This window comes from Streptomyces endophytica, assembly GCF_026153355.1.
GTDB classification, from domain to species: Bacteria; Actinomycetota; Actinomycetes; order Streptomycetales; family Streptomycetaceae; genus Streptomyces; species Streptomyces endophytica.
Genome location: NZ_CP110636.1, coordinates 534,137 through 556,725, shown reverse-complemented (window position 1 = coordinate 556,725; position 22,589 = coordinate 534,137). Strand labels below are relative to the sequence as shown.

Genomic DNA, 22,589 nt, shown 5'->3' with positions numbered 1-22,589 from the left:
TCATGCCGACGCTCCCGTCCGCAGCGGCAGGCGCACGGTGAACCGCGCGCCGCCCTCCGCCGCCCGTTCCAGGGTCACGGTGCCGCCGTTGCGCCGCACCGCCTGCCGCACCAGAGCCAGCCCCAGTCCGCGGCCGGCCGCGCCCTGCTTGGTGCTCCAGCCCCGCCGGAAGATCTCCTCGGCGGTCTCCGCGGCCACCCCCGGCCCGTTGTCCGCCACCCGCAGCAGCAGCTCGCCGCCGTCCGCGCGGGCGGTGACCCGCACCCGCGGCGGCGCGACCGGGGCGTGCTCCGGGCCCGGGGCCGCCGCGTCGATGGCGTTGTCGAGGAGGTTGCCCAGCACCGTCACCAGGTCCCGGGTCGGCAGCCCGGGCGGCAGTACCCCGTCGTCGATCCGGCTGTCCGGTGTCAGGGTCAGCTCCACCCCGCGCTCGTTGGCCTGGGCGGCCTTGCCCAGCAGCAGCGCGGCCAGCACCGGTTCGGCGACCGCCCCGACGACCTGGTCGGTCAGCGCCTGCGCCAGTTCCAGCTCGGCGGTGGCGAACGTCACCGCCTCCTCGGCCCGGCCCAGCTCGATCAGCGAGACCACGGTGTGCAGCCGGTTGGCGGCCTCGTGCGCCTGCGACCGCAGCGCCTCGGCGAAGCCCCGCACCGAGTCCAACTCGCCGGAGAGCGCCTGGAGTTCGGTGTGGTCCCGCAGGGTGACGACGCTGCCGCGCTGCTCGCCGCCGGAGACCGGCGCGGAGTTGACCACCAGCACCCGGTCGCGGGTCAGATGCAGCTCGTCGACCCGCGGCCCGGGCTCCCGCAGCGCCTCGGTCAGCGGCTCCGGCAGCCCCAGCTCGGTCACCGCCCGGCCCACCGCGTCCCCGGACAGGCCCAGCAGCTCCCGCCCGCCGTCGTTGATCAGCGCGACCCGGCGCCGCCCGTCCAGCATCAGCAGCCCCTCGCGCACGGCGTGCAGCGCCGCCTGGTGGTAGTCGTGCATCCGGCCGAGCTCCTGGGCGTTCATGCCGTGGGTGTGGCGGCGCAGCCGGGCGTTGATCACGTACGTGCCGGCACCGCCCAGCACCAGCGCCGCCGCGGCCACCCCGACCACCGCGAGCACCTGCTCGCGCAGCTGCCGGCTGATCGTCTTGATCGTGATCCCCGAGCTGACCAGCGCGGTGATCCGGCCGCCGGCCCGCGGATCGCGGACCGGGGCGACCACCCGTACGGACGGGCCGAGCACCCCCAGGTGCGTCTCCGGGAAGATCCGGCCGTGCAGTGCCGGGCCGATGTGCCCCAGGTACTTCCGCCCGATCGCGGACGGCTCCGGATGCGTCCAGCGGGTCCCGTCCGGAGCCATCACGACCACGAAGTCCACCCCCGCGTCGCGCCGCAGCCGCTCGGTGTACGGCTGGAGCGCGGCCGTCGGGTGCTTGGTGCGGGCCGCCGCCACCACGGCCGGGGAATCGGCCACGGCGGTCGCGGCCGCGGTCGCCTGCCGCTGCGCCGTCTCCTCCGCCTGCCGCCCGGCACTGAGGTACGCGAACCCGGCGCAGCCCACGACGACCACCGCGACCAGCACCACCTGCATGGCGAAGAGCTGGCCGGCCAGGCTGCGGGGGCCGCGCAGCCGGCCGGGCCACCGGGGCCCGCGGGGTCGGGGGAGTCGCATACGGAACAGTCTGCCGGGTCACTTTTACGTGAACGAAATGTACGTAAGGGTGACGGGCGCCACAGTGGGCCTGCATAGTCGCCGGGACTCATCGTGCGCCGAGCCTCCCCAGTGCCTGAACGGCCTGGGTGGTGCCCCAGATCAGGCGCAGGACCGTAGACCCGAGGAGGCAGCCGTGGCTGCACAGACCCCGCCGTCCGGGGCAACCACCGAGGAAGCCGCGCCGGCGAAGCGGGACCGGACCCACTTCCTCTACATCGCCGTGATCGGGGCGGTGCTCCTCGGCATCATCGTGGGCTTCGCCGCCCCCGGTGTCGCCGTCGAGCTCAAGCCGCTCGGTACCGGGTTCGTGAACCTGATCAAGATGATGATCTCGCCGATCATCTTCTGCACCATCGTGCTGGGCGTCGGCTCGGTCCGTAAGGCCGCCAAGGTCGGCGCGGTGGGCGGACTGGCCCTCGGCTACTTCATGGTGATGTCGACCGTCGCGCTGGCCATCGGCCTGGTCGTCGGGAACGTCCTGGAGCCCGGCTCCGGGCTGCACCTGACCGAATCCGTGCGGCACGCGGGCCACGCGCAGGCCTCGGGCAGCGCCGAATCGCTGCCCGAGTTCCTGCTCGGCATGATCCCCACCACGCTGGTCTCCGCCTTCACCCAGGGCGAGGTGCTGCAGACGCTGCTGGTGGCGCTGCTGGTCGGCTTCGGACTGCAGGCGCTGGGCTCGGCGGGCGAGCCGGTGCTGCGCGGCGTCGGCCACCTGCAGAAGCTGGTCTTCCGGGTGCTGGCCATGATCATGTGGGCGGCGCCGGTGGGTGCCTTCGGCGCGATCGCGGCGGTGGTCGGCGAGACCGGCCTGGACGCGCTGAAGTCGCTGGCCATCATCATGGTCGGCTTCTACGTCACCTGTCTGCTGTTCGTGATCGTGGTGCTCGGCGCGCTGCTCCGGCTGGTCGCCGGGGTCAACATCTTCCTGCTGCTGAAGTACCTCGCCCGGGAGTTCCTGCTGATCCTGTCGACGTCCTCCTCGGAGTCGGCGCTGCCCCGGCTGATCGCGAAGATGGAGCACCTGGGCGTCAGCAAGCCGGTGGTCGGCATCACCGTCCCGACCGGCTACAGCTTCAACCTCGACGGCACCGCGATCTACCTGACGATGTCCTCGCTGTTCGTGGCCGAGGCGATGGGCAAGCCGCTCGCGCTCGGACAGCAGATCTCGCTGCTGGTCTTCATGATCATCGCGTCCAAGGGGGCCGCCGGTGTCACCGGCGCGGGCCTGGCCACGCTGGCCGGCGGCCTGCAGTCGCACCGCCCCGAACTGGTCGACGGCGTCGGCCTGATCGTCGGCATCGACCGCTTCATGAGCGAGGCCCGGGCGCTGACCAACTTCGCCGGCAACGCGGTCGCCACCGTGCTCGTCGGGACCTGGACCAAGGAGATCGACCGGGCCCGGGCGGCCGAGGTGCTGGCCGGCCGGATCCCGTTCGACGAGAAGACGCTGTCCGTCGACGCGCACGGCCCGGCCGCGGACCCGGCGCCGCCCGCCGCGGTCGCCGGCCCCCGGGACGGCGGGGCGAAGGAGTCCGCCACGGTCTGATCCACGGCCGCAGCAGGGGAGAAGGGGCGGACGCCGGTCGCGGCGTCCGCCCCTTCGGCCGTCAGCGGGAACGCCTACGCCGGCTGGAGCCAGATCGTGGCCAGCGGCGGCAGCACCAGCGGGACGGAGCTGGTCCGCCCGTTCCAGGGCACCGTTTCGGTCTTCAGCGGATCGGGGTTGGCCACGCCGCTGCCGCCGTAGCGCGCCGCGTCGGTGTTGAGCACCTCGCGCCAGACCGGGACGTCGTCCGGGACGCCGATCCGGTACCCGTGCCGGACGACCGGCGAGAAGTTGGTGACCGACACCAGCGGGGCACCGTCGGCGGCGAAACGGAGGAACGAGAAGACGTTGTCCTCGCTCGCGTCGCCGTCGATCCACTGGAAGCCGGCCGGTTCGGTGTCCCGCTCCCACAGCGCCGGGGTCGCGGCGTAGTGCCGGTTCAGCTCCCGGACCAGATCGCGGACGCCCCGGTGGTCCGGTTCTGCCTCGTACGACGGGTCGAGCAGCCACCAGTCCGGGCCGTGGCGTTCCGCCCACTCCGCGCCCTGGGCGAACTCCTGCCCCATGAAGAGGAGTTGCTTGCCCGGGTGCGCCCACATGAAGCCCAGGTACGCCCGGTGGTTGGCGCGCTGCTGCCACCAGTCCCCGGGCATCTTCGACACCAGTGCCTGCTTGCCGTGCACCACCTCGTCGTGCGAGATCGGCAGCACGTAGTTCTCGGAGTAGGCGTAGATCATCGAGAAGGTCATCTCGCCGTGGTGGTACTTGCGGTGCACCGGCTCCTTGGAGACGTAGCCGAGCGAGTCGTGCATCCAGCCCATGTTCCACTTCAGGCCGAAGCCCAGACCGCCGAAGCCGCCGGGCCCGACGTGGTGGGTGGCGCGGGTGACGCCGTCCCAGGCGGTGGACTCCTCGGCGATGGTGACGACGCCGGGGCAGCGCCGGTAGACCGTGGCGTTCATCTCCTGGAGGAAGGCCACCGCGTCGAGGTTCTCCCGGCCGCCGTTGACGTTCGGGGTCCAGCCGCCGTCCTCGCGGGAGTAGTCGAGGTAGAGCATCGAGGCGACCGCGTCCACCCGCAGTCCGTCGATGTGGAACTCCTCGCACCAGTACACCGCGTTGGCCACCAGGAAGTTACGGACCTCGGTGCGGCCGTAGTCGAATTCCAGGGTGCCCCAGTCGGGGTGCGCGGCCCGGGACGGGTCCTGCGGCTCGTACAACGGCCGCCCGTCGAACTCCGCCAGCGCCCAGTCGTCGCGCGGGAAGTGTGCCGGCACCCAGTCCATCAGCACGCCGATGCCCGCCCGGTGCAGGGCGTCGATCAGGAACTTGAAGTCGTCCGGCGTGCCCATCCTGGCCGTCGGCGCGTAGAAGCCGGTCACCTGATAGCCCCAGGACCCGCCGAAGGGGTGCTCGGCGACCGGCATGAACTCGACGTGGGTGAAGCCCAGGTCCTTGACGTAGGCCGGCAGCTGGGCGGCGAGCTGCCGGTAGGTGAGACCGGGGCGCCAGGACGCCAGGTGCACCTCGTAGACGGAGAACGGCGCCTGGTGGACCGGACGTTGGGAGCGCCGCGCCATCCAGTCGTCGTCCTGCCAGCGGTGGCGCGAGGTGTGCACGACCGAGGCGGTGGCCGGCGGGCACTCGGTCCGGCGGGCCATCGGGTCGGCGCGCACCGTCCGCGAGCCGTCCGGCCGGGTGATCTCGAACTTGTACAGCTCGCCCTCGCCGAGGTCCGGCAGGAACAGCTCCCAGACACCGGAGGAACCCAGCGACCGCATCGGATGGCCGGTGCCGTCCCAGCAGTTGAAGTTGCCGACGACGCGGACGCCCTGCGCGTTGGGCGCCCAGACCGTGCAGCGGGTGCCGGTCACGCCCTGGTGGTCCATGACGTGGGCGCCCAGCGCCCGCCAGAGCTGCTCGTGCCGGCCCTCGCTGAACAGGTGCAGGTCGAGTTCGCCCAGCGTGGGCAGGAAGCGGTACGGGTCGTGCACGGTCGCGGTGCTCTCGCCGTAGTCGACCAGCAGCCGGTACTCCGGGACGGTGCGCAGCGGCAGCACGCCGGCGAACAGCCCGTCGCCCTCGGAGTGCAGCTCGGCGCGCAGCCCGTCCGCCAGGACGGTGACACCGCTCGCGAACGGCCGAAGGGTACGGATGAGCAGCCCGCCGCGCACGGGGTGGGCGCCGAGCAGCGCGTGCGGGTCGTGGTGCGCGCCGGCCAGCAGCCGGCCGCGGTCCTCGTCCGACAGCGGGGTGGCGGCCCGTACGCCGCGGCCGCCGGTGCCGGGCCGCGCCGCGGCGGCCGCGGTCCCGGGTGGCCGGGCGGGCCGGTCGCCGGGTGCGGCGGCCGCTTCCCGGGGCGCGGGCGGACGGGTGCCGGACGCCGGGGCGCCGCGGCTGCCGGGGGCCGCGGTCCCGGGGCCGGGGGCGGCGGGCCCGGTCGCGCTCGCGGCGGCCCCGTCCGGTGTGGACGCGGGGTCGGGAGGGGTGGGGCGGGACGGCGGTGGGGCGGCGGTCACGGGCGGGGCCTCCTCGGGGGGGGGCGGTGCGTCGGCGGTGCGTCGGGGGTCGCGTCGTCGGCTCGGGGCGGGCGGGTCAGGGCGGGCCGGATCCGTCCACGCCCACGGCCGGTTCGCCGCCCGCCGCCAGCCGCCGGACCGCGGCCATCGGGACGGACAGCCAGTCGGGCCGGTGCCGGGCCTCGTAGAGCACCTCGTAGACCGCCTTGTCGGTCTCGTAGGCCCGCATCAGCTCGGGCGCGGAGCGCGGATCGAGCCCGCCGGCCTCGGCATAGCCCAGGCAGTACGCGGCCCGGGTGCGCCGGGCCCACTCCAGCGCCCAGGGGTCCGCGCCGGCCGGCCCGCTGCGCGCCGCGTAGTCGAAGGAGCGCAGCATGGCCGCGACGTCCCGCACCGCGGGCTGCAGCTTGCGCCGCTCGGCCAGCGGACGGGCCGGTTCGCCCTCGAAGTCGATCAGCGACCAGCGGCCCTCGTCGGCGGAGCGCAGCGTCTGGCCCAGGTGCAGGTCGCCGTGGATGCGCTGGGCGGCCCAGCTGCGGCCGTCGTGCCCGACCGCGGCCAGCGCGTCGAAGGCGGTGCGCAGCCGGGCGCGGTAGGGCTGGAGCACGGGTACCGCCCGGGCGGTGGCCTCCAGCCGCTCGATCATCTGGGCCGCGATCACGTCGAGCTGCGGGCGGCGCAGCTCGGTGGTCGGCAGCGTCTGGGCCAGCGCGGTGTGCACCTCGGCGGTGGCGTGCCCGAGCGCCCGGGCCGAACCGGTGAAGTCGGCGCGGACGGCGAGCGCGTTGAGCGCCAGCTGCCAGCCGTCCGCCGAGCCCGGCAGGAACGGCTGGAGCACGCCCAGCGTGGTCGCCTCGCCGTTCTCCTCGGCGACCGCCGACTCGAACCACGCGGCGGGTGCCGGGACCCGGGCGCACTTGGCGTCCGCCAGTGCCCGGGGCAGTTCCAGATCGGGGTTGATGCCCGGCTCGATCCGCCGGAAGACCTTCAGGATGAACGAATTCCCGTACACGATCGAGGAGTTGGACTGCTCGACGGCGATCGGCCGGGCCGGTAGTCCGGAGGGGATGTCCGCGTCGGGTTCGCGGCAGAAGCGCAGGGCCCCGAGCCGCCCGGGGACCCGCAGCCGTTCCAGCAGCAGCCCGCAGAGCCGGTTGTCCAGCAGTGCGTCGTAGACCACCCGGCCGCGCAGCGGGCCGCCGCCGGGCCGGCCGATCACCGCCCGTGCCAGCTGGGGCGGCGGCGCCGGATGCACCCCGAGCAGCAGCTGGTAGCGGTCCCGCCGGCCGGTGTGCGGCTCGGCGGGGAGCTCTGCTGGGCCCGGACCAGCAGCTGCAGCAGGCCGGGCGAGGTGCCGTCGCCGGCGCACGGCAGCAGCTCGGTCGCGGACAGCAGGGCGAAGCCGGTGAGAAGCCGCCCCTTGCCGGCGAACCAGCGCTGGCGGGGTACCCATTCGGCGAGCAGCGGTGCCAGCGAGGAGAGCAGATCGGGGGCGGTGACGAGCGGACGGTGGTCAGGGGTGTTACGGGTGGCACGGGTCGGGGCGGTGTCCGACATGGCGTCGCGTCCTTTCCCCGGGCACACGACAGGTAGGGCAAAGTGTCCCGGAATGCGGCCTTCACTGTGCGGTGGCGCGGTGGCGGTACCCCCGGACGGAGGGTGTGAAGATCCTCCCGGCGGGGGTGTCGGGATCGCGGCAGCGGTCGTGCCGGTGCGCGTGTCCGCTGCGCGGTGGTCCCCCTCGAACCGGGGACCACCGAGGGCTCACCCGGCCCGTGCGGTAGTAAGGAGACTGCCCGAGCGAAAGGTCAAAAAACGCCCGTACGCGGGATGCGGCCGCGTACGGGCGGGATGCTCGGTGCCCGTGCCCGGTCAGGGCCGGGGCACTAGGTGGCGTTTCTGCGCAGCCGGAACCAGTAGAAGCCGTGGCCCGCGAGGGTGAGCAGGTACGGCAGTTCCCCGATGGCCGGGAAGCGGACGCCGCCGATGAGTTCCACCGGATGGCGGCCGCTGAACGCCCGCAGGTCCAGCTCGGTCGGCTGGGCGAAGCGGGAGAAGTTGTGGACGCACAGCACCAGGTCGTCGTCGGCGCCGCCGGTGCCCGGCGAGGCCCGCAGGAAGGCCAGCACCGCCGGGTTGGTGGAGGACAGCTCGGTGTAGCTGCCGAGACCGAACGCCGGGTTCTGCTTGCGGATCTCGATCATCCGGCGGGTCCAGTGCAGCAGCGAGGACGGCGAACTCATCGCGGCCTCGACGTTGGTGACCTGGTAGCCGTAGACCGGGTCCATGATGGTCGGCAGGAACAGCCGGCCCGGGTCGCAGGAGGAGAATCCGGCGTTGCGGTCCGGGGTCCACTGCATCGGGGTGCGCACCGCGTCCCGGTCGCCGAGCCAGATGTTGTCGCCCATCCCGATCTCGTCGCCGTAGTAGAGGATCGGCGAACCGGGCAGCGACAGCAGCAGGGCGGTGAACAGCTCGATCTGGTTGCGGTCGTTGTCGAGCAGCGGGGCCAGCCGGCGGCGGATGCCGATGTTGGCCCGCATCCGCGGGTCCTTGGCGTACTCCGCGTACATGTAGTCCCGCTCTTCGTCCGTGACCATTTCGAGGGTCAGCTCGTCGTGGTTGCGGAGGAAGATGCCCCACTGGCAGCCGGACGGGATCGCCGGGGTCTTGGCGAGGATCTCCGAGACCGGATAGCGCGATTCGCGGCGCACCGCCATGAAGATGCGCGGCATGACCGGGAAGTGGAACGCCATGTGGCATTCGTCGCCGCCGACCCGTAGTCACCGAAGTAGTCGACGACGTCCTCCGGCCACTGGTTGGCCTCGGCCAGCAGCACGGTGTCCGGGTACTGCTTGTCGATCTCGGCCCGGACCCGCTTGAGGAAGGCGTGCGAGGCCGGCAGGTTCTCGCAGTTGGTGCCCTCCTCGGCGTAGAGGTACGGCACCGCGTCGAGCCGGAAGCCGTCGATGCCCAGGTCCAGCCAGAACCGCAGTGCGGAGATCATCTCCTCCTGGACCGCCGGGTTCTCGTAGTTGAGGTCCGGCTGGTGGGAGAAGAAACGGTGCCAGTAGTACTGCTTGCGGACCGGGTCGAAGGTCCAGTTGGAGGCCTCGGTGTCGACGAAGATGATCCGGGCGTCGCCGTACTGCTTGTCGTCGTCCGCCCAGACGTAATAGTCGCCGTACGGGCCGTTCGGATCGCTGCGCGACTCCTGGAACCACGGGTGCTGGTCGCTGGTGTGGTTCATCACCATGTCGATGATGACCCGCATGCCGCGGTGGTGCGCGGCGTCCACGAATTCCACGAAGTCCGCCAGATCACCGAATTCGGGGAGCACCGCGGTGTAGTCGGCGACGTCGTAACCGCCGTCCCGCAGCGGCGATTTGAAGAACGGGGGCAGCCAGAGGCAGTCCACGCCCAGCCACTGCAGGTAGTCGAGTTTCGCGGTGAGGCCCTTGAGGTCACCGATGCCGTCGCCGTTGCTGTCCTGGAACGAGCGCACCAGGACTTCGTAGAAGACGGCCCGTTTGAACCAGTCGGGATCGCGGTCCTTCGCCGGGGTGTCCTCGAACGTGTCGGGGACAGGCTCATTGACGATCAATTGGGTGACCCTCCGATCGGTGAGGACGGTCGCAGCGACAGCACATGGGCGGGCGCGAGCGAGCGGCCCGGCTCCAGGCGCACATAGTTGTCCCTGCCCCAGTGGTAGGTATCGCCGGTGAGCTCGTCGCGCACCGGAAAGGACTCGTGCCGGCCGAGGCCGAGTTCCGGCATGTCCAACGACACCGTCGCCTCGTGGGTGTGGTGCGGGTCGAGGTTGACCACCGTGAGCACCGTGTCGGTCCCGTCACCGTGCCCCGCGCGCTTGGAGAACGCGAGCACGGCGTCGTTGTCCACGGGGTGGAAGTGCAGATTGCGGAGCTGCTGCAGGGCAGGGTGCCGGCGGCGGATGCGGTTGAGGGCGGTGATCAGCGGGGCGATGGTCCGCCCCTGCTTCGCCGCCGCATCCCAGTCGCGCGGCCTGAGTTGGTACTTCTCCGAGTCGAGGTACTCCTCGCTGCCGGGGCGTACCGGGGTCGACTCGCAGAGCTCGTATCCGGCGTACACGCCCCAGGTGGGGGACAGGGTGGCGGCCAGCACGGCGCGGATCTCGAAGGCGGGGCGGCCGCCCTCCTGGAGGTAGGCGTGCAGGATGTCCGGGGTGTTGACGAAGAAGTTGGGCCGCAGATAGGCGGCGGATTCGCCGGACAGCTCGGTGAGGTACTCGGTCAGCTCCTGCTTGGTGTTGCGCCAGGTGAAGTACGTGTACGACTGCTGGAAGCCGATCTGCGCCAGGGTGTGCACCATGGCCGGGCGGGTGAACGCCTCGGCGAGGAAGAGCACGTCCGGATCGGTGCGGTTGATGTCGCCGATGATCTTCTCCCAGAAGGCCACCGGTTTGGTGTGCGGATTGTCCACCCGGAAGATCCGTACGCCCTTGCCCATCCAGAAGCGCAGCAGCCGTTCGGTCTCGCGGACCAGGCCGCGGAAGTCGGCGTCGAAGGCGAGCGGATAGATGTCCTGGTACTTCTTCGGCGGGTTCTCGGCGTACGCGATCGAGCCGTCGGAGCGGTGGTGGAACCACTGCGGGTGCAGGGTGACCCAGGGGTGGTCCGGCGAGCACTGCAGCGCGAAGTCCAGGGCGACCTCCATCCGCAGGTCACGGGCGGTGCGCACGAAGTGTTCGAAGTCCTCGAAGGTGCCCAGGTCGGGGTGGAGCGCATCGTGCCCACCGGCCGCCGAGCCGATCGCCCAGGGGGAGCCGACGTCGTCCGGGCCGGCCGACAGGGCGTTGTTGGGGCCCTTGCGGAAGGAGGTGCCGATGGGGTGGACGGGCGGGAGGTAGACGACGTCGAAGCCCATGGCGGCCACGGCCGGCAGGCGTTCGGCGGCGGTGCGCAGGGTGCCGCTGACGGCCGTGCCGTTCGGGGTGACCACCGCGCCCTCGGAGCGCGGGAAGAGTTCGTACCACGAGCCGTACAGGGCCCGGCGGCGCTCGACGACCAGCGGCATCGGGCGCGAGACCGTGAGCAGTTCGCGCAGCGGGTGGCGGCCCAGGGCCTCGATGACCTGCGGGGCGAGCGCGGCGGCGAGCCGGGTGGCGGCGGGCAGTTTCGGGTCGCGCAGGGCGTCCACGGCGGCCAGCACCGCCTCCCGGCCGTCGCTCTTGGGGACGTCGGCGGCCGCCCGCTCGTGCAGCTCGGCGCCCTCGGCGAGGACCAGCTCGGTGTCGATGCCCGCCGGGATCTTGACCGCGGCGTGCTTGCGCCAGGTGGCCAGCGGGTCCGACCAGGCCTCGACGGTGAAGGTCCAGCGGCCCTCGACGTCCGGGGTGACCTCGGCGCTCCAGTGGTCGGTGCCGGGCGCCCGTTCCTGCATCGGTGTCCAGGGTCCGCAGCGGCCGGCGGGATTACGCAGCACCACATTGGCCGCGACCGCGTCATGACCCTCGCGGAAGACCGTGGCCGAGACCTCGAAGGTCTCGCCCACCACGGCCTTCGCCGGGCGGCGGCCGCAATCGATCTGCGGGCGGATGTCCAGAACAGGGATGCGACCGATCATGGGCTCACCTGGGGCTTGTGATGCTTTGCGGGGTTTTGTCCTTTGTATCCGCTCCACGGGAGGGGGACCGGGTGCGGGCATGGGGGCTCCTGTCCGCTTCACCCGGCTGGCGGAGAACACGGCCGGCCGGGGCGTACTCGATGAGCCTTCCCTCGACCGGAGGACATGAACTCCGGCGGAATGTGAACTACTGGTACGTAACCAGCGGCCCGGTGCGGCCTCGCGGACACACGGCCACCCCGGTACGGAAGGCTGCGGGGCTGGGCGGACACGATCGGCGTTCGCCTCCTCAACTCAGGTGTGATCACAGCGGAGTTGCGGTGTGCGGAAGTACCGGTGTCGCGCCGCGGCCGGTCGGCGCCACACCGCAGCCTCTCTCCAGGAGGGATCTCGTACAAGAGCGCATGAGGGGGTGGAATCGGCCATATCGGAAAACGCGCGGGTAGGTAGCCGCCCGGGATCCGCTGAGGCGCTCAACTCCCTTGCTTCTGGCGGTGGTTGGGGCGACGTTCGAGGTGTGGCCGACGCGCGGGCCACCCGGATGGGGGAGCGGTGGGGGTCACCGCCGCGTCAGCGGTCCCGGCGGTGCGCGACGGCCTTCCTGACCAGGCGGCCGTCGGCGAAGCACAGCTCGTACGCCGCGTCGGGGTCGGCGTCGACGCCGTAGTACGTGCAGGACCAGCCGCGGGGCGGTGCGGGGGTGCCGTCCGGGGGTGCGTCCAGCCGGAAGAACGGCACCAGGTCGGCCACCCGGGTGCGCGGCATGCCCGGGCGCAGCCGGTCGTAGTCCGCCCGGTCCAGGATCGTCCAGTCGGTGCTGACCAGGGCGAAGACGCCCATCAGCACCAGCAGTGCGGCGGTCACCGCGAGCGGGACGGCCACCGTCTGGCGCAGCCGCCGCCGCACCTGGCGCCGGGCCCGGTCCAACTCCCGGGCGGCGGCGGTCGGTTGGGGCGCGGCGTCGGAGCCGGCGAACGGGCCGCCGGCGAGGGGGAGGTGGGCGGTGACCGTGAAGCCGCCGTCGGGGGCCGGGCCGGTGCGCAGGGTGCCGCCGGCCAGCCGTACCCGCTCGTCCAGGCCGACCAGTCCGCTGCCGCCGGAGACCGCCGCCGGGGCGGGGCCGGGCGGCGGCGCGGCATTGGTGACGGTGACCCGAAGCTGCCCCTCCGCCCGCTCGATCCGCACCCGGACGGCCGCGCCCGGGGCGTGCTTGGCGGCGTTGGTGAGCGCCTCCTGGACCAGCCGGTGCACGGCGGGTCCGGTCATGCCGGGCAGACCGGCCGCATCCCCGCCCGGCTGCTCCGCCCCGCCCGGCCGTTCCGCGCCGCCGAGCGGTCCGGCGCCGTCGGGCTGCTCCAGCGTCACCGTCATCCCCGACGCCCGGGCACGCGCCACCAGCCCCGCCACGCTCCCGTCCGCGGGCCGCCGCGGCGCGCCCTCGTCGTCCGTCCGCAGCACGCCGATGATCTCCCGCAGCCGCTCGGTCGCCGCACCGGCCGCCGCCCGCAGCTCACCGGCCGCCGCCCGGCGGTCCGCGTCCAGCCCCGGGTCCAGCTCCAGCGCGCCGGCCCGCAGCGCGATCAGCGCCAGCTCGTGGCCGAGCGAGTCGTGCATGTCGCCGGCGATCCGGGCCCGTTCGCGCAGCCGGGTGCGGTCGGCGACCGCCTGCTGCTCGCGCTCCATCCGGTCGGCCAGCCGCCAGCCGGTGCGGACGAGTTCGCCGTACTGGCGGCGGTAGCGGCCCAGCAGCCAGGGCAGCACCACGTTCAGCAGCAGCGCCAGCAGGAAGGTGAACCACGGCCACAGGGTGCGGGTGACCAGCGCGCACACCGGAACGCCGGCCAGCGCGACACCGGTGAAGAACCACAGCGCGGGCCGGGCCCGGGCCGGCCGGACCCCGGCGAGATAGCCGAGCACGGCCAGCGCCAGGGCGTACGCACCGGTGAACAGCTGCACCGACAGCACCAGGCTCGGCACGACCGGCACCGCGACCGCCACCAGCGGCGCCCGTCGGCGGACGAGCACGGCCAGCGCGAGCAGCGGAAAGCCGGCCAGGGTCGCCCAGCGCCGGGGCCCCGGGGGGTCGTCGAGGGTGCAGAGCGGCGGGACGCACAGCAGCAGCCACAGCACGAGGCCGGGGAGCCGGGCGCGCAGCCGTCCCGCGTCCGCGCGCCGCGTCCAGGACCACAGTGCGGCCGGGGACGGCAGGCGCCTCACTGGGCGGGGACCAGACCGGCCTCGTAGGCGAGGATCGCGGCCTGGACGCGGTTCTTGAGGCCCAGCCGGGCGAGGACCGCGCTGACGTAGGCCTTGACGGTGCCCTCGACCAGGAACAGCCGGCGGGCGATCTCCGCGTTGGACAGCCCGGCGCCGACCAGACCGAGCACCTCGCGCTCGCGCGGGGTCAGCCCGGCGACCCGCGCCCGGGCGGCCGCACCCCGGCCCAACTGCCCCTCCCCCAGCTGGGAGATGACCCGCCGGGCGACGGACGGGGCCAGGCAGGCGCCGCCCTCCGCGACGGCCCGGACCCCGGCGATCAGCTCCCGCGGATCGCCGGTCTTGAGCAGGAAGCCGGCGGCGCCCGCGCCGAGCGCGCCGGCGATGTGGTCGTCCTCGGAGAAGGTGGTCAGCATGACCACCGCGGTCTGCGGGAGAGCGGCGGCGAGTTCGGCGGCCGCGGCCAGGCCGTCCAGGCGCGGCATGCGGATGTCGAGGAGGCAGACGTCGGGGCGGTGCCGCAGCGCGAGGTCGACCGCCGTGCGGCCGTCGCCGGCCTCCGCGACCACCTCGATGCCGGGTTCGGTGGCGAGGATCGCGCGCACCCCGGCCCGCAGTACGGCCTCGTCGTCGGCCAGCAGCACCCTGATCGTCTCGCCCATCCGGACCCCCGCTCCGCCCCGTTGCGCGCGCCGACCGCCCCGTGACGCGCGAAGGCGGTGTCCGGAGGGTCTCCGGACACCGCCCGCTTCGGGGTCACGTTACCCCGGGCCGATCAGTGTGCATCGGCCGGTTGTGTCACTTGACGGCGACGCCGGTCCAGGCCGCCTCGACGCCCTTGACCTCGGCGCTGTCCTTGCCGTAGAGGTCGGTCGCGGCCTTGACGGTGGCCTCGCGGGCCGCCTTGTAGTCGGTGTTCGAGGTCATGTACTCGGTCAGGGCCTTGAACCAGATCTTCTCGGCCTTGTCCCGGCCGATGCCCTCGACCTTCTTGCCGTCCGCCGTCGGGCTGTCGTACTTGACGCCACCGATCTCCTTCGCGCCGCTGCCCTCGGACAGCAGGTAGAAGAAGTGGTTGGCGACGCCCGAGGAGTAGTGCGGGTCGAGGTTGCCGGTGTTGGAGTCCCAGTTGTCCTGCGACTGACCGTCCTTGGACGGCTTGTCCATGTAGCGCAGCGGCTTGCCGTCACCGTTGATGTCGATCTTCTCGCCGATGAGGTAGTCGCCCGGGTCCTTGTCGTTCTTGGCGTAGAACTCGACCGAGGTCCCGAAGATGTCGGAGGTGCCCTCGTTGAGGCCGCCGGACTCGCCGCTGTAGGTGAGGTTGGCGGTGGCGGAGGTGACACCGTGCGACATCTCGTGCGCCGCGACGTCGATGGCGGTGAGCGGCTTCTTGTTGCCCTCGCCGTCGCCGTACGTCATGCAGAAGCAGCTGTCGTCCCAGAACGCGTTGACGTAGCTGTTGCCGTAGTGGACGCGGGACGAGGCGCCCTTGCCGTCGCCCTTGATGCCGCTGCGGCCGTGCACGTTCTTGTAGTAGTCCCAGGTCTCGGCCGCGCCGTAGTGGGCGTCGACGGCCGCGGTCTGCGGGTCGTCGGCCTTGCCGGTGCCCCAGGCGTCGTCGTCGTCCGTGAAGGCCTTGCCGTCACCGGACTCGCTGTTCCCCAGGTTGGTGGTCTTGTGGCCACCGCGCCCGTCGTCGGTCAGCGTGAAGCCGCTGCCTTCCTTCTTGGTGCCCAGCTCGACGCTGCCGCTGTACTCGCTCTCGCCCTTGCCGGTGTGGATCTCGTCGTACTGGAACAGCTTCTTGCCGGTGTTGGCGTCGGTGATGACGTGCATCCGGCTGGGGGTGCCGTCCTTCTGGACGCCCTTGACGACGGTGTCGTAGGCCAGGACCGGCGTGCCGGAGGCGGCCCAGACGACCTTCTTCGGGGTCTGCGGGGTCGCGGCCTGGTTGGCGGCGAGCGACTTCACCGCGGTGCCCGGGCCGACTTCGCGGCGGCCTGCGGGGCGATCTTGGCGGTGGTGGAGGCCACCTTGATGCTCTTCTGCGTCGACTTGGTGGTCGACTTGATGGCGCCGCCCTTGGCGGTGTGCACGACCAGGTCGCCGCCCAGCACCGGAAGCCCGGCGAAGGTGCGGTCGTAGCGGGTGTGCGTGGTGCCGTCGGCGTCCTTGATGACGTCCTTGACGACCAGCTTCTCCTGGCCGCCGAGGCCGAGCGCCTTCGCGGTCTGCGCCTTGGTGCCGTCCGCGTCGCGCAGCAGTTCCGCGCGGTGCGAGGCGCTGAGCTGGAGGGGGGAACCGTCCTTGTGGGGGCCGGTGCCGGCGAGGCGCCGGCCGTTCCGACGGTGATGCCCGCTGCCAGCAGGGCGGCGGCCGCAAGGGCGCCACCGGTGATACGGGTCTTGCGGGATATGTGGGGGGCCACGCGTGCTCCTTCAACTTTGCCAAGTGGTGGGGGTGCAAAGCGATGCGGGTGTGACTCGCGTCGGGAAGACTGCCAGCTGAACGCGTGCATGTCAGGAGCCTGTTCACAGGTTGGCTGAAAATCGTCCGCACAGAGGTGCTCGGTGTTCGCATAACGGAGGAGGGCGCCGCCCCCGGAATTCCGGGGACGACGCCCAAGTGCCCTGCTCACCAGGTCAGTTGCCGGTCCTTCCGGCCACCTTCCCGGCTATGTCACATCGAAGTGACAGCTGAGTGCCGACGCCGGATCAGAACGTCAGCTTCCAGCCGTTGATGTAACCGGAGTCCTGCGAGTAGACGTCCTGGACGCGCAGCTTCCAGGTGCCGCTCGCCGCCTTCGAGGAGGCGTTGACGGTGTACGTGGTGTTCACGTTCGCCGCCGAGTCGTACGGGTTGGAGTTCTTCAGCCGGTAGGCCGTGCCGTCCGGGGCGATCAGGTCGATGACCAGGTCACCGCGGTAGGTGTGGACGATGTCCACGCCGACCTTCAGCGTGCTGGAGGCGTTGCCGCTGCGGCTGACGTTGATCGGCGAGGTGACCGCCGCGCCCGCGTCCGGGATCTGCACGTCGTCGGAGTTCTCGAAGACGCTGCCGCCGCCGGTCGCGTTGACCGTCCAGGTGAAGGAGGTGGTTCCGGTCTTCTTCGCGGAGTCGGTGACCGTCACCGTCACGTTGGACGTGCCGGCCGTGGTCGGCGTCCCGGAGATCAGACCGGTGCTCGCGTTGATCGACAGCCCGGCGGGCAGCCCGCTCGCCGCGTACGACAGTGCGCCCGCGGTGCCGCTGGTGGCCTTGATCTGCAGGCTCGCGGCCTGGCCCACGGTGCTGGTCTGGTTGCCCGGGTTGGTGACGGTGACCCCGCCGCCATCCGGGACGCGGGACCCGACGTTGACCGCCGCCCAGGTGTTGGCGACCGTGTTGTACGTCGCGCTGCCCTGGCCGAACAGGTCCGCTGCCGCCTTCAGCGTGGCGGTGCGGGCGTCGGCGTAGTTGGTGGTGGCGGTCATGTACTGGCTGAGCGCCTTGAACCACACCTTCTCGGCGTTGGCCCGGCCGATGCCCGGTACCGGCAGGTTGTCGAAGGTCGGGCTGTCGTAGTGGACGCCGCCGATGTCCTTCGGGCCGCTGCCCTCGGACAGCAGGTAGAAGAAGTGGTTGGCGACGCCGGACGAGTAGTGCACGTCCTTGTTGCCGACGCCGCTCGACCAGTAGTCCGCGGAGGCGCCGTCCTTGCTGGGCTTGTCCATGTAGCGCAGCGGGGTGCCGTCGCCGTTGATGTTGATCTTCTCGCCGATGAGGTAGTCACCGGGGTCGGACGGGTTGTTGGCGTAGAACTCCACGGCCGTGCCGAAGATGTCCGAGGTGGCCTCGTTCAGACCGCCGGACTCGCCGCTGTAGTTGAGGCCCGCGGTGTTCGAGGTGACGCCGTGCGACATCTCGTGGCCCGCCACGTCGAGGGAGGTCAGCGGGTCCGCATTGCCGCTGCCGTCGCCGTACGTCATGCAGAAGCAGCCGTCGTCCCAGAAGGCGTTGACGTAGCTGTTGCCGTAGTGGACGCGGGAGTAGGCACCCACGCCGTCGCCCTTGATGCCGCTGCGGCCGTGCACGTTCTTGTAGTAGTCCCAGGTCTCCTGGGCGCCGTAGGCGGCGTCCACGCCCGCGGTCTGGGCGTTCTGCGGCGTACCGTCGCCCAGGTGTCGTCCGCGTCGGTGAAGAGCGAACCGGTGCCGGACGACCCGTGCTTGAGGTCGTAGGTCTTGTGGTTGCCGCGGGTGGCGTCGGTCATCGAGAAGTTCGGCGCCGAACCCGACGTGCCGATGGTGACCTTGCCGCTGTACTCGCTGTTGCCGATACCGGTCTCGATGCCCTGGTAGCGGTAGATCTCGGCGCCGGTGGTGGCGTCCGTGATGACGTGCAGCTGGTTGGGCGTGCCGTCGTCCTGCAGCCCGCCGACCACGGTCTCGTAGGCCAGCCGCGACTTGCCGTCGGCGACCCAGATCACCTTGCGGGGCGCCTTCGCGGCGGCGGTCTTCTTCGAGCCCAGCGACTGTGCCGACTTGACGGCCTTCGCCGCGGCGGTGGCCGGGGCCACCTTGGCGGTGGTGCTCACGGCCTTCAGCTGCGAACGGACGGCCTTGGTGACGCCCTTGAGCTTGCCGGCCTTGGTCTCGTGCACGACGAGATCGCCGCCGAGCACCGGCAGTCCGGCGTAGGTGCGCTCGTAGCGGGTGTGGACCGTGCCGTTGGCGTCCTTCGAGACGTCCTTGACGACCAGCTTCTCCTTGGCGCCGAGCTTGAGCTCGCGGGCCGTCTCGGCGGTGGTGGCGCCGGCCGCCCGTATCAGCTCCGCACGCTGGGACGGGGACAGCTTGGCCGGCAGTGCGCCGGGATCGGGTACGGCGTGCGCGGTGCCGGGCCGCGCGGTGGCCGCCGTGCCGGTGCCGGCCTGGACTCCGACGGCCAGCATCGCGGTGACGGCGACCAGTGCGCCGGTCGCGACGGCGCGTCCATGGGGGGTGCGTCTCACACTGACTCCTTCTGCGGTGGCCGCTACGTGACGGCGCGGCCGAGGGGGACCGGGCGGCCCATCGGCCGTCCGGGCAGATCGAGGCAGAACACTTGGAGCGTGTGGGGGGAGACGTACGCGAGAGGTGCGACGTACTGGTGGAACGGGTCGTGCAGGGGAAGCCGGCTGCCGCAGGGCGTGGTGCTGTGGGGACCGTGCGGCGGCTGCGGGGAAGAGTCCCACCGTGGATGGCTGGTTGTCAGGGTCCGTTCAAGTAATTGGCCGGAAAACGTCCGTTGCGCGAAATCGACGTCCGGAATCCGGACGACGGGTGAGCCCCGTCACGGCCGTTCCCCGTGCCAGGACCGCCAGAGCGCCGCATACGCACCGCCGTTCGCCACCAGCTCGTCATGGGTGCCGACTTCGGCCAGCCGGCCGGCCTCCATGACGGCGACCCGGTCCGCGTCGTGCGCGGTGTGCAGCCGGTGCGCGACGGCGATGACCGTACGGCCGGCGAGGACCGCGGCCAGCGCCCGCTCGGTGTGCCGCGCGGTACGCGGATCGAGCAGTGCCGTCGCCTCGTCCAGGATCACCGTGTGCGGATCCGCCAACACCACGCGCGCCAGGGCGAGTTGCTGGGACCGCGCGCCGTCGAGGCGGTGGCCGCCCGGGCCCAGCTCGGTGTCCAGACCGGCCGGCAGCTCCCCGGCCCAGTCGGCCCCGACGGCCGCCAGCGCCGCCCGCAGTTCGCCGTCCCCGGCGCCGGGCGCGGCCAGCCGGAGGTTGTCGCGGACGCTGCCCAGGAACACGTGGTGCTCCTGGGTGACCAGGACCACGTGCCGCCGCAGCACCTCCGGATCCAGCCCGGCGACCGGCACCCCGCCGACCGTCACCGACCCGCGGCGCGGCGCCTCGATGCCGGCCAGCAGCCGCCCCAGCGTGGACTTCCCGGCCCCGGAGGGACCCACCAGCGCCAGCCGCTCACCGGGGCGGACGGTGAGGGTGACGCCGTGCAGGACGTCGCCCGCGTCCCGGTCCGCCGCCTCCCCGGCCGGCCCGTCACCGCCGGTGGGGTAGGCGTAGTGGACGGCACGGACCTCGACCCGGTCACCGGCCGGCACCGGTCCGGCGCCGGCGGCCGCCGCCCGTCGCGCGGGACCGCGCCCAGCCCCTCGACGCGGGCGAACGCGGCGCCACTGCTTTGCAGTTGCTCCATCCACAGCAGGATCGTGTCCAGCGGCTCGGACAGCTGCCGCAGATACAGCGCCGCGGCGACCACCGCGCCCAGACGGACCCCGCCCGACCCCATCAGGGCCCCGCCGGCCAGCAGCACACCGGCCACCGGCAGGACGTGGGCGAAGTCCACCGCGGGCAGCAGCACACTGCGCAGGAACAGCGTCCGCAGCCGCGTCCGGCGGCACTCCGCGATCGCCCGCTCGCTCGCCGCCCACCGGCGCTCCTGCAGGCCCAGCGCCTCCACCGTCCGGGCCCCCGTGGCGGTGGCGGCCAGCAGCTCGGCCAGTTCCGAGGTCGCCGCGCCCTCCGCGAGATAGGCCCGGTGCGCCCGGCGCAGATACCAGCGGACCGCCAGCAGTCCGCCGAGCAGCCCCAGCGCGCACAGCCCGAGCAGCGGGCCGGCCACCACCACGGCACCGAGCAGGAACAGCGCCTGCACGGCCGCGACCGAGACCTCCGGCGCGGCGTCCCGCAGCGTCCGCCCGACCGAGGTGACGTCCGTCGTGCCGCGGGCCGTCAGATCACCGGTCCCGGCCCGCTCCACGACCGCGGCGGGCAGCGCCAGCGCCCGGTCGACGTACCTCTCGCGGATCCGCGCCGCGGCCCGTTCCCCGAAGCGGTGGCCGACGTACCGGGCCTGCCGGGCCAGCAGCAGCTGGGCCACCGCGCACACCAGGATGACCAGCGCCAGCCGGTCCACCGCGGCCACCCCGCCGCCGTCCCGGACCGTGTCCACGATCCGGCCCAGCAGCCACGGACCGGCCAGCCCGGCACCGGCCGCCAGCGCGTTCAGCACCAGCATCAGCGCGAACGCCCGGCCGTCCCGGCGCACCAGCCGCAGCGCGGCCCGCCGGGTCGCGGGCGGATCGGCGACGGGGAGCCGGCGGGCGGTGGGTGGTGTGGCGGGTGCCGCCGGTGACGTCATGACGTGGCTCCTCCGGCCCGGTCGTCCTCGCTCGCTTCCTCGCGCCCGTTCTCGCGGTAGCTCTCGTGCTCGTCGTCGTCCTCGTCGTCGCCCTCGTCCTGGTCGCGGGAGACCAGGCGGCGGTACTCCGGTACGTCGTCGAGGAGCTGGCGGTGGCCGCCGGTCGCGCTGACCTTGCCGTCGACCAGGAAGCACACCACGTCGGCGTGGTCGAGCAGCAGCGGGGAGGCGGTGGTGACGACCGTCGTACGGCCCGCGCGGGCGGCGTGCAGCCGGGTCGCGACCGCCGCCTCGGTATGGGCGTCCACGGCCGAGGTCGGCTCGACCGCGAGCAGCACCTCCGGGTCGGCCAGCAGCGCCCGCACCAGGCGCAGCCGCTGCCGCTGGCCGCCGGAGAGGTTGCGGCCCTGCGCCGCGACCGGCGAGTCCAGCCCGTCCGGCAGCGCCCGGACGATGTCCTCGGCCAGGGCCGTGCGCAGGGCCCGGCCGATCGCCGCGTCGGTGCGGTCCCGGCGTCCGCTCACCACCTCGCGCAGGGTGCCGGCGAACAGGTCCGCCTCGTTGTCCGCGACCAGGATGCGTTCACGGACCCGGGGCAGCGGGATCTGGTCCAGCCGGACCGCGCCCCAGGCCGCCGCGGAGTCGGCGAACCGGCCCAGGCGGTCGACCACCGCCGCCGACTCGGCCGGCCGGGCGGCGACCAGCGCGGTCAGCAGCCCGGGTACCACCTCGACGCCCGACTCCGGATCGCGCAGCACGGCCACCCGCTCGGGGCCGTTCACGACCGTGCCGTCGTCCGCTGCGGCGTCGGTGGCGTCAGCTGCGTCGGTGGCGTCGTGCGGATCCGCCGCGTCCGCCGGCAGGTGCAGGAACCGTACGACCCGGCGGGCGGCGACCAGGCCGCGGGTGAGGTCGTGGCCGCCCTCGATGAAGAACGACACCGGGACCACCAGGGCCGCCGTATAGCCGTAGACCGCCACCAACTCGCCCGTGGTGAGGTCGCCTTGGGCCGCCATCCGGGCCGCGAGCCAGGTGACGGCGGCCAGGAACAGGGTCGGCAGGCCCACCCCGAGCGCCTGGATCCAGCTCGTCACCGCCCCGACCCGGTAGCCCTCACTGCGCAGCTCCTGCGACGCGCGCCGGTAGCGGCCGGCGAACACCTCCTTGCCGCCCAGGCCGCCGAGCACCCGCAACCCGGCGACCAGATCGCCCAGTTGGGCCGCCAGACCGCTCTGCCGCTCGCGGTAGTGGGTCTCCGCGCCCTGCAGCCGGCCCAGCAGCGGACCGACCGCCACCGCCAGCAGCGGTACGCCCAGCAGCACCACCGCGGCGAGCAGCGGCGAGACGGCCAGCAGCAGCACGGCGACGACCCCGTACGCCAGCACCCCACCGACGCCCGGCCCGGTCATCGTCAGGGTCTGACTGATCACCGCGACGTCGCCGATCCCGATGGTGACGACCTCCCCGGCCGTCACCTGCCGGGGCAGCGCCGCGCCCAGCCGCAGGGTGTGCGCCATGACCGCCCGGACCGTGCGGAACGTGGCGTCCATCCGGATCCTGGTCATCGTGCGGTGCCGCATCACGCCCAGCCAGGCGTTCAGCCCGCCGACGGCCAGCAGCACCGCCACCCATCCGGCCAGCGCCGCGGGCCGCCCCGGCGCCAGCCCCTCGTCGATCGCCCGGGAGAGCACGTACGGCGGCACCATCAGCCCCGCATTCCACAGGCTCCCGTACGTCGCGCCCGCCGCGACCCGCCCGCGCTGGCTCGCCACCAGCCACCACAGATACCGCCCGGCACTGCGCGGCACCTTCGCCGACTGCGTCATGTCGCCCCCGTCCCGTCCGCCTAGTCTAGGTCGGCGA

General features: G+C 72.8%; 7 protein-coding genes and 5 pseudogenes. 1 reads left to right on the top strand and 11 read right to left on the bottom strand.

Annotation, left to right across the window (positions count from 1 at the left end; genetic code table 11):
- The gene (locus OJ254_RS02450; protein ID WP_265361053.1) at positions 1–1,659 is read right to left on the bottom strand and encodes a sensor histidine kinase; all 1,659 of its coding nucleotides are present in this window, start codon (positions 1,657–1,659) and stop codon (positions 1–3) included.
- 175 nt (positions 1,660–1,834) lie between these two features.
- Between OJ254_RS02450 and OJ254_RS02445 the strand changes: the two genes are divergently transcribed.
- Positions 1,835–3,250 (top strand): cation:dicarboxylate symporter family transporter, encoded by a 1,416-nt coding sequence (locus OJ254_RS02445; RefSeq protein WP_265361052.1) that lies wholly within the window; start codon positions 1,835–1,837, stop codon positions 3,248–3,250.
- Positions 3,251–3,324: 74 nt separating this feature from the next.
- Here OJ254_RS02445 and glgB read toward each other — a convergent pair whose 3' ends face one another.
- The 10 genes and pseudogenes from glgB to OJ254_RS02395 all read right to left on the bottom strand — a co-directional run bounded on the left by glgB (position 3,325) and on the right by OJ254_RS02395 (position 22,552).
- Positions 3,325–5,499, bottom strand: a complete 2,175-nt coding sequence (gene glgB / locus OJ254_RS02440) for a 1,4-alpha-glucan branching enzyme (protein ID WP_265365017.1) — start codon at positions 5,497–5,499, stop codon at positions 3,325–3,327.
- Between the two features lie 346 nt (positions 5,500–5,845).
- Positions 5,846–7,326: pseudogene (locus OJ254_RS02435) on the bottom strand (maltokinase N-terminal cap-like domain-containing protein).
- 329 nt (positions 7,327–7,655) lie between these two features.
- Positions 7,656–9,373, bottom strand: a pseudogene (treS, locus tag OJ254_RS02430) (maltose alpha-D-glucosyltransferase).
- Positions 9,370–11,373 carry an alpha-1,4-glucan--maltose-1-phosphate maltosyltransferase gene (locus OJ254_RS02425; RefSeq protein WP_265361051.1) on the bottom strand — a complete coding sequence of 668 codons (2,004 nt, stop codon included), beginning with the start codon at positions 11,371–11,373 and terminating at the stop codon, positions 9,370–9,372. Before OJ254_RS02425 ends, treS begins: the two are co-directional and overlap by 4 nt.
- 570 nt (positions 11,374–11,943) lie before the next feature.
- A complete protein-coding gene (locus OJ254_RS02420; RefSeq protein ID WP_265361050.1) occupies positions 11,944–13,590 on the bottom strand; it encodes a sensor histidine kinase in 1,647 nt (548 codons plus the stop codon).
- Complete coding sequence (locus OJ254_RS02415; RefSeq protein WP_265361049.1) at positions 13,587–14,252, bottom strand: response regulator transcription factor; 666 nt, start codon at positions 14,250–14,252, stop codon at positions 13,587–13,589. Before OJ254_RS02415 ends, OJ254_RS02420 begins: the two co-directional genes overlap by 4 nt.
- Before the next feature lie 136 nt (positions 14,253–14,388).
- Positions 14,389–16,021: pseudogene (locus tag OJ254_RS02410) on the bottom strand (M4 family metallopeptidase).
- Positions 16,022–16,307: 286 nt separating this feature from the next.
- Positions 16,308–18,586, bottom strand: a pseudogene (locus OJ254_RS31850) (M4 family metallopeptidase).
- Positions 18,587–18,906: 320 nt separating this feature from the next.
- Positions 18,907–20,726 (bottom strand): annotated as a pseudogene (locus OJ254_RS02400) (ABC transporter ATP-binding protein).
- The gene (locus OJ254_RS02395) at positions 20,723–22,552 is read right to left on the bottom strand and encodes an ABC transporter transmembrane domain-containing protein (RefSeq protein ID WP_265361048.1); all 1,830 of its coding nucleotides are present in this window, start codon (positions 22,550–22,552) and stop codon (positions 20,723–20,725) included. The pseudogene OJ254_RS02400 and the gene OJ254_RS02395 overlap by 4 nt, the downstream one beginning before the upstream one ends.
- Positions 22,553–22,589: the final 37 nt, after the last annotated feature.